Annotated in this window: 8 protein-coding genes and 1 pseudogene; 3 read left to right on the plus strand and 6 right to left on the minus strand. The window is 35.6% G+C overall.

The window, feature by feature from the left end:
• Positions 1-458: 458 nt before the first annotated feature.
• Positions 459-1,340: a LysR family transcriptional regulator gene (locus Q0K80_RS09500; RefSeq protein WP_294605759.1), complete on the minus strand. Its 882-nt coding sequence runs from the start codon at positions 1,338-1,340 to the stop codon at positions 459-461.
• 119 nt (positions 1,341-1,459) lie between these two features.
• On the opposite strand from Q0K80_RS09500, the gene Q0K80_RS09505 reads away from it, so the two are divergent.
• Entirely contained in the window at positions 1,460-2,002 is a 543-nt protein-coding gene (locus Q0K80_RS09505; RefSeq protein ID WP_294605761.1) for a PAS domain-containing protein, read from the plus strand.
• 91 nt (positions 2,003-2,093) lie between these two features.
• Here the strand turns inward: Q0K80_RS09505 and Q0K80_RS10425 are convergent, their stop codons facing one another.
• The 3 genes from Q0K80_RS10425 to Q0K80_RS09515 form a co-directional block, all read right to left on the minus strand.
• Positions 2,094-2,165, minus strand: a complete 72-nt coding sequence (locus Q0K80_RS10425) for an IS3 family transposase (RefSeq protein ID WP_365935616.1) — start codon at positions 2,163-2,165, stop codon at positions 2,094-2,096.
• A gap of 5 nt (positions 2,166-2,170) precedes the next feature.
• On the minus strand, positions 2,171-2,428 hold the full coding sequence (locus Q0K80_RS09510; protein ID WP_294605763.1) for a hypothetical protein: 258 nt from the start codon (positions 2,426-2,428) through the stop codon (positions 2,171-2,173).
• Positions 2,429-2,768: 340 nt separating this feature from the next.
• The gene (locus Q0K80_RS09515; protein ID WP_294605765.1) at positions 2,769-3,734 is read right to left on the minus strand and encodes a nitronate monooxygenase; all 966 of its coding nucleotides are present in this window, start codon (positions 3,732-3,734) and stop codon (positions 2,769-2,771) included.
• Positions 3,735-3,845: 111 nt separating this feature from the next.
• On the opposite strand from Q0K80_RS09515, the gene Q0K80_RS09520 reads away from it, so the two are divergent.
• A complete protein-coding gene (locus Q0K80_RS09520) occupies positions 3,846-4,403 on the plus strand; it encodes a hypothetical protein (RefSeq protein ID WP_294605767.1) in 558 nt (185 codons plus the stop codon).
• Between the two features lie 95 nt (positions 4,404-4,498).
• Here the strand turns inward: Q0K80_RS09520 and Q0K80_RS09525 are convergent.
• Together Q0K80_RS09525 and Q0K80_RS09530 are read right to left on the minus strand one after the other, a co-directional pair.
• Positions 4,499-5,099, minus strand: a pseudogene (locus Q0K80_RS09525) (alpha-L-fucosidase); the annotation flags it as partial.
• A gap of 76 nt (positions 5,100-5,175) precedes the next feature.
• Positions 5,176-6,072 carry a LysR family transcriptional regulator gene (locus Q0K80_RS09530; protein ID WP_294605769.1) on the minus strand — a complete coding sequence of 299 codons (897 nt, stop codon included), beginning with the start codon at positions 6,070-6,072 and terminating at the stop codon, positions 5,176-5,178.
• Positions 6,073-6,185: 113 nt separating this feature from the next.
• Here Q0K80_RS09530 and Q0K80_RS09535 point away from each other — a divergent pair, with 113 nt between their 5' ends.
• Complete coding sequence (locus tag Q0K80_RS09535; protein ID WP_294605771.1) at positions 6,186-6,971, plus strand: SDR family oxidoreductase; 786 nt, start codon at positions 6,186-6,188, stop codon at positions 6,969-6,971.
• The last annotated feature ends 76 nt before the right edge of the window (positions 6,972-7,047 follow it).

Below are 7,047 nucleotides of genomic sequence, written 5' to 3' on the forward strand. Positions count from 1 at the left end.
ATATTACTAGGAATAGGATAATGCAATTACGTTAAGCATAACGATGCTGGCAAAAAAGTTATGTGTTCGAGAACATAGGCCAGCTAAAATCATTTTTTGCGTTGGAAGGAATGAAACTTTGCCTAGCAGCTTATACAATATCAGAATCGTGCCAAAGTAATGGTAGGTTAAATAAACTTAAAAGTCCTGATCTCCGTAAATCAGGACTTTTTTACTTTTACGATAAACAGAAATAGCAAGTATTATTAAAAAAGCCTATTTATTGTGGGTTACCTTTTTAAATAAATTATATATTTCTTTGTTGTTCTTATCAGATCAGATTGATATTTTTATAATTAAAGTAATAAACTAAGCACTCAAAATTATTTCGTTATTAATAATCATGAGTTTTGATATCAAATGTCATAAACTAGCATCGCACTAGCCACATTAGCTTGTATCACATACACCGTTTGCTTTTAAATATTTTTCTGAATAAATTTGATAAATTGATGCACTATTCTTTTATCATTATTTTTATGCGTGAGGATGATAAAATCTACCGTTTGCTCACAATTTAAAGGTACATAGGTTAAAGAATCATCTAGCTCTGCATATATGCAATATAAACCAACAGTAATTCCCTGCCCACTTTTAAGTAAAATATTGAGTGTAGGCAAATCTTCAGCGTAGGTTACGTTTATTTCATCGTTTAAATGGATGATTTTATTTTGTAAATTAATCAAATCTACTGCCGCCCAGTTGCCATCCAAAAATAGCATTTGTTGGCCTTGAAAATCATTGAGTTGCAGTACAAACCGCTCACTTAGCGGGTTATCTTTTGGTACGATTGCCATAAATGATTCTTTTTCAATTAAATAGCTTTTAACGTTGCTTAGATCCAAGGCTTCCTCACCTGTTGTGATTACCACATCCAGTTCATCTGTTAAAAAGTGTTGTTTCAAATCATTATGAGTCAAATTTTCAAGTGCAAACTTAACTTCCGGATGGGATTTTTGAAATTGTTTTATCCATACGGGAAGATAAAAATCATTAAAAAGTGAGTAGGAGTAACCCAACGTAATTAATGTTTTTTCTTGTAAACTTCTTTTTTGAATATCCTGTACTGCCGAATAATAGCTATTAATTAGCGGTCTAATTTTTTGATAAAATTGCTGCCCATCTTGCGTGACATTGACGTACCGTTTATTACGATTGAACATTTTGACTCCAACTTCATTTTCAATGGCATTAATATCGTGAGTAACCGTTGGTTGAGTCACATGCATCATTTTCGCAGTTCTGGTGTAATTACGTGTCTCAACTAAGTTAATGAATGTTACCAATTTTTTAATATCCATTATTTCACCTTATAAGTAATGCTTATTATTAATAGCTGATATTAATTTCACTTATAAGTATAAATAAAATATACTTGCTGTGTAAATAATTTTATGAAAACAATTACGGAGGCTTAAAAATGGTTAAACACACAGAAGAAGCAACCAGTGCTTGGGTGGTTGAAACATCAAAAAAGGTTAATGCAGCTAAGGGATCTGACTATGTCGAGCTGGATCAGGGTCTGATGACAGTTGACCAAATAGATGCAGTATTCAACTGTCTTCCGCTTGAGCTTATTACAATCGATAAAGAAGACCGCTATGTTTATTGCAACAACGAAATTCCTAAGAAAAAACTTCTGTCACCGCGTTGGCCTGAAAGACTTGGGCAAACATTGACAGAGGTTCACAAATCATCCTCAATGCCACACGTTCAGGCAATTATGGATTATGCCAAGACGGGCAAAACATACAGGTTAATTCGCCCTAGCGATGAAGTATATATGGTCGCTTCCTTTAAGGATATGCGTGATAAAAATGGCAACTATGCCGGTGTAACTGAATGGATTGTTGACCTTTTGCCAATCATCAACCGGTATTTAGAACAAACTGGACAAAAGCTCGTTCCTGACGAAACCAAGACGACAGCCGATGTAAGTTCAGGTGCTTCTAAGCAATCATAATTTAATGAAAATATTCCTGCAGCTTCTGATGTGAACCCAAAATTGTGACAGTTTAATAAATTTCAACTCAGGATTAATGCTCGAATCGGGGTTAGTCCTTTAGTTTGGTCATAATTCTTTGCTTGTTATAGTAACTGATATATTTTTTGATTGCTTCTTCCAGTTCGTTTAGATTCTAAAATTGGGTTTCAAAGCTGTGGAACATTTTCCGTTTGGTATGCCAAAGAGGCCTTCCATTACCCCACCATCTAAGGAGTTATCCTTACGCGACATGAACTGATTAACCCCATGGACTTTTAGCCAAGCTTGGAACTTAGGATGTTGGTAGGCCAACCTTAATCTGCAGGAAAAATTAGGCCAGTCAAAGCTGGATGCTTGCGCCAAGTCTGTCTTAGTATGTCCAACTGTGAGAAATAGAGTAGGCAATCACACCTTGCGTGCGGACATCAATAATATTGACAATGACCATTGGGCTTGAACTCGACCACACTTGAATGCCACTTATGTTCAGGGTAAATTAAGCTAAAGTTGGGCTTAATCTGGCTCTGATAGCCTTGTAATCAAATGCCATATTCTTTGCTTAAGCCAGTCAAAAAGTTTTGGCGTACTAGATATTTACAAACAATTTCAGTTTTCAAAGCAGTTGAATATTTAGTCATGAACAAAGTGCTCCATATAGTAAGATTAATATCTAACTATATGGAGCATTTCACTATATACCACAGTTTTTTTACTTTATTGAGTTAAAAGTACCTTGTTTTTTATATCAAAATTCAATGTCATTTAGTGAATCCAGTACTTTTCTTGTATCTCCTAAAACGTCATCAATAATTTGCTTAGCACTTTTTCTAGATTTAATCAGGGCCAAATCCTGGCCAACCATAATTGCACCATTTTCCGTATCGCCTTGATACATCCCCATCCTAATTGCATCTGCATCAAGTCCCTGTTCCTTTTCAGCTGCAGCTTTTTTTAAATGTGTAGCTTCCGTTTTCCTAATTTGCTCAGAAAGTTTGTTGGCAATCATTCTAAACGGAGCATCGTTGGCATAAGAAACTTCCACCGTCGACATATCACCAGCAGCGATAATAGCGTCTTTAGCCCTAGAATTTATTGACAGTTCATCAGAAACCAAAAAGGCCGTACCCATTTCAATTCCTTCTGCGCCAAGAGCAAAAGCGGCTGCACCACTACGTCCATCAACAATTCCGCCTGCAGCGATAATTGGAACACTGATTGCATTAACTATCTGTGGAACAAGAGCCATTGTTGATTCAAACGAAACATGGCCACCGCCTTCCCAGCCCTTTGCAATCACCAAATTGGCTCCCGCTTTCTCAGCTGTAATCGCGTCTTTTAAATAACTGGCTTTGACGATTATTTTCATCCCCTTTTTCTGCCATATTGGAAAGTATTTTTGACATAAACTGTCATTTAGCCGCATTGCATCTGCATAAACTACAGGCGGTTGTGTCTCTTCTAGTACTTCATCAGCCTGTTCGACTAGACCTTCTTGCATAATGACGTTAACCGCAAATGGTTTATTTGTTAATTTTTTGGTTTTTTCAATTTCTACAATGCTTGCATCTTTAGGCATATAGCCAACACCAAGAACACCTAATCCACCTGCATTTGAAACGGCAGATACCAAAGGTGCAAGCGAAGTGAAGGCCATAGCTCCCTGAATAACTGGCTTTTTAATTCCCAAGATTTTTTCTACCCGATTAGTCATTTTATTTAACCTCCATGTTTTAATAACTTTGTTAAACTAATCATAATGGGTTTTTGAGCCTTAGTCATCGACATATATCATTTTTTTGTCAACTTAATGAAAGCGATTATTATGAAAAAGCAAAATTTAAGCTTAGAGCTGCGGCTAAGCAATGCACTGTTTAGCCTTCTTAATAATAAGAGTTTTGAACAGATAAAAATCTGTGACATCACACATGTGGCCAAAGTTGCCAGAACTACTTTTTATCTTTGCTTTAACAATAAAAACGAACTGCTGCGCTTTTCCTGGAATCGTTACATGATTCCCTTCGTTGATGGTTTACGCAATTCTTTTACACTTGATCAAAAAGAAAACATTGCTAAAACGACCGTAGCATTAGAAAAAATTTCAAAGCAAATCAAATACGTACCTTTACTCCTTAATATAAAAAAAGCTTCTTTTGACCCCAGAAAAGAAATTGAGAATAACGTAAAGCATGAAATTAAAAACATTTTACAGGGACAGAGAGTTAATGGAATTATCTTAGATTATTTTTCTAACCTCTATTTTGTTAATTTGCTAGAAACGCAAAAATGGTGGGCCAAGCATCCAACTATTACGCCCGAAAAAATTGCAGAATTAATTTACTGTTCCTGTTATCAAGGATTGATTTCGCTTTTAAAAACATAAACCAGTGCTTTTTCAGACAATAAAGCTCCTTAAATTATTCAACCAAGGGGCTAAATTTTAATAGTATAAAGAGTTCCCTAACTTCAATTTTTGGGCTAACTTAGCAGCAGACCCGATATTTGCTGTGCGGGAAGTGAAATTCTTCCAAGTCCATCAAGCCATACATTCAGAAGATAAGTTAATGCCTAGGCTGTTTAAATGTTGTTGATATTGATAAATAGTAGCGGGATCTTTCCAATTTTGATCACGGTAGGAAAAGCCCCAAGAGTCATTAATCGTTCCGGCCGTTACACAGACGTGAATTAATTAGGCAATCGGGCTGCAGTTCTTTGACCGTATCATAAATTTCATGGCTTTGCTCCTCACTTAAAGCCATTGGAATATCGAACCATGCAGTCGCAATCTCGCCCATAATTACTCATAATTTCTTTAATTTGTGGCATGATTTTATCGGTAAAACATTGACTAAAATCTTTATCCTTCTGCGGAAAGTCTCAGCTATTGTCCCAAGTGGTCCCAGCGAATGCAATGTTATTGAGAGGTAACCGCCGCCGTTAGGCTCGTGCCAATCTAAATCTTGTGAATAATACAGGTCAAATTTGAGACCAGCTTTTTGACAAACCTCTGCCAATTTTTCAATCACATCTCGGGAAAACGGGTTGCATCATAAACGTTGGATGATTTCAAATGGTAAAGTTAGTGTTTTGTCAATTATATACTCCGCCTATTAACCCAAGTATATTCAAATTATATAAGCCAATATTTCAATTAATTAATGCACATATAATAGCAGATTTTTCTGAACAAATTTGATAAATGTCTTTACTATCTGCCTATTATTTTTCTTATTGATAACCGCACCATAAGTAACGATAGGACTGTTTTTAATTGGAACATGTGTCAATTGCTCATCTGATTTTGTATAAATAAATTTCAAGCCTATAGTAATGCCTTGTAAGGCATTGACTAAAATGAGTGTGCCGGATAAGTCATTGGTATATGTAATTTTTAAGTTTTTATTTGCTTTAATAATCTGATTTTGTTGGTCAATCATTTCAATGCCAGCTAGATCATTATCAACAAAAATCATATTTTGACCAGAAAAGGCACTTAGAACCAGCTCTTTTTCATTTGCCAGAGAATTATTATTAGGAATGATTGCAAAAAATTGATCCTCAACTAAGGGATAAAACGTGACGTTCTTTAAATCGGACGCATCACCCTTACTGGTTAAAAACAGGTCAATGTCCTCATTTTCCAAATATCGTTTCAACTTGTTGTGATCCAGAATTGTTACATTAAATTTAGTTTTTGGATACATCAGACTAAACTTTTTAATCCACACTGGAATTACTTTTAGATGGTAAGGGGTAACAGAACAACCAATATTGATAATATTTGCCTCTTCCTTTTCGTTATCTCTTATACTCTGAATAGCTGAATAATATTTATTAATTAATGGTTTGATTTGATTATAAAAAATTAAACCATTTTTGGTTGGAATGACATGCCTTTTGTTACGAATAAACAGCTGTTGCCCAACCTCATCTTCGATTGATTTAATAATGTAGCTGACGCTTGGCTGCGTTAGGTTTAAATTCTGTGCTGTCCGAGTAAAATTTTGCGTTTCAACTAAATTGACAAAGATCCTTAGTTTACTTATATCCATTATTATTTTTCCTTATTAAATATAAAAGACTTCTATTTCTATTATAGAGAAGCATCATTTATAATTCATTTGTAAAAAACTGGATATATAAATTTTTAAAGAAAGGAAAACATATGGATTTCGGTTTAAAAAATAAAGTAGTTTTAATTACCGGGTCAACTGGCGGGGTTGGACAGGCTTTAGTAAGAGAATTCGCCAAAGAAGGAGCAAAATTGTCAATTTCTTCAACTAGTCAAGAAAAATTAGATAAATTTGTGCCAACTTTGGATATTGCTGAAGATCATCTGCTAACTTCAATTGTTGATGTAACCAAAGAAGGACAAGTAAAAGACTTGATTGCAAAAACGGTTAAGCATTATGGTAGTTTAGATGTTCTCGTCCCTAATGCAGGCGATGAAGGCAAAGCATTGCCTATACAGGAGCAAACTTATGAAAACTTTGAGCATACATTTGCAGTAAATGTTTTTGGAGTTATGTACTGCATGAAATACGTTGCCGTGCAGATGATTAAGCAAAATCACGGGCACATCGTCGTTATTGCTTCAGATGGGTCAATGGTTGGCTCACCATCAATGTCTCATTATTGCTCGTCAAAACATGCAACACTCGGCTTGGTAAAAAGCGTCGCCATGGAATTGGGGCCCCACGGAATCAATGTCAACGCTGTATCTCCCGGAGCCATTGATACTGACATGATGAAACGAATTGAAAAAATGGCGCTTCCAAATCTATCCCATGAAGAAGCTCAAAAAAAATATGCAGCCGGCTATTTAGACAATCGCTACGCCACTCCAACCGAAGTTGCTGATGTAGCAGTATTTTTAGCTTCAGAGCAAGCCAACCATATTAATGGTGGCGCAATTCGAATGGATAACGGCATGGAGAGTACCAGCAGATAAATAAATGTTAGGAGGTAATCGTTATGACACAATATAGTGCTGAAGCAAAAGGATTTCACGGCGTAATTAAAGCTGT

It is taken from the genome of uncultured Lactobacillus sp., assembly GCF_945290125.1.
Taxonomy (GTDB): Bacteria; Bacillota; Bacilli; order Lactobacillales; family Lactobacillaceae; genus Lactobacillus; species Lactobacillus rizhaonensis.

What these genes read in the sequence shown, in the direction of transcription:
- Q0K80_RS09500 (WP_294605759.1), bottom strand. Translation starts at nt 1,340, where the DNA reads ATGGATATTAAAAAATTGGTAACATTCATTAACTTAGTTGAGACACGT.
- Q0K80_RS09505 (WP_294605761.1), top strand. Translation starts at nt 1,460, where the DNA reads ATGGTTAAACACACAGAAGAAGCAACCAGTGCTTGGGTGGTTGAAACA.
- Q0K80_RS09515 (WP_294605765.1), bottom strand. Translation starts at nt 3,734, where the DNA reads ATGACTAATCGGGTAGAAAAAATCTTGGGAATTAAAAAGCCAGTTATT.
- Q0K80_RS09520 (WP_294605767.1), top strand. Translation starts at nt 3,846, where the DNA reads ATGAAAAAGCAAAATTTAAGCTTAGAGCTGCGGCTAAGCAATGCACTG.
- Q0K80_RS09530 (WP_294605769.1), bottom strand. Translation starts at nt 6,072, where the DNA reads ATGGATATAAGTAAACTAAGGATCTTTGTCAATTTAGTTGAAACGCAA.
- Q0K80_RS09535 (WP_294605771.1), top strand. Translation starts at nt 6,186, where the DNA reads ATGGATTTCGGTTTAAAAAATAAAGTAGTTTTAATTACCGGGTCAACT.